The sequence below is a fragment of the Paraburkholderia sediminicola genome, from assembly GCF_046026895.1.
Taxonomy (GTDB): domain Bacteria; phylum Pseudomonadota; class Gammaproteobacteria; order Burkholderiales; family Burkholderiaceae; genus Paraburkholderia; species Paraburkholderia sediminicola_C.
Genome location: NZ_JAQQEU010000261.1, coordinates 1 through 773, shown reverse-complemented (window position 1 = coordinate 773; position 773 = coordinate 1). Strand labels below are relative to the sequence as shown.

The window sequence follows — 773 nt, the reverse complement described above, 5'->3', positions numbered from 1 at the left end:
TAATCCGGATGCTCACTCAAGGCGATGTGCAGGCCGTTGTCTATGATGCGCCTACCCTCCAGTACTGGGCCGCGAAGCGGGGCAATGGCATATTACTGGTCGTCGGCCCGATATTCCGGCCGGAAAAGTATGGCGTCGCCCTGGCTGAGGGCAGCACGTTGCGCAAGCCGATCAACGAAGCGCTGCTCTCCATGTATGCGGATGGAACCTACGAAAAAATCTACGGAAAGTGGTTCACGCAGGGGAGGTAGATGACTCGGCAAGAACATGGAGAATCGTCGATTCGCGGGTTGCAAGCTATTGCGTCGAGAATCGACGTCGTTCTAACGTAGCCGTTCCGAGTTGCCCATACCGACGTCCATGAACACTTCCTCGCGGAATTCGACTCAAGGCCCGCCAACTGTCTGACACACACGCGCGTTTAGCGTACTTTTCTCGATCTCCAGATGGCTTGTGTCGGTGATCGGTTTCGACACGTCGAAGAGCTGCAAATCATCGAGAAAGACATTGGCGCTAGCTGTCAGCGCCGCCGGCGACCTGCCTTGCCGTCGCGCATGTCGCAATTGCCACCTGATCAATGCTTTCAAGGCTGTACGGGCCGCCCGTCACCGGCCTTCGCATAGACGAACAAAGCTCTGGGTTCCTCGTCCGTCGGTAGCCGCATGTCCCGCTTCGCGCAGTGGTACAGCGTGTCATGCTAGTCGTAGCGGACCACCCGGGCTCTATCGAAAGGATCGGGAGCACTGTTCCTCGGGATCCTTTTCTTCCACGGA

At 57.4% G+C, this 773-nt stretch carries 1 protein-coding gene; it reads left to right on the top strand.

The window, feature by feature from the left end:
- The coding region (locus PQR02_RS40640; RefSeq protein WP_408243423.1) for a transporter substrate-binding domain-containing protein at positions 1 to 251 on the top strand (251 nt) is incomplete at its 5' end.
- Positions 252 to 773: the final 522 nt, after the last annotated feature.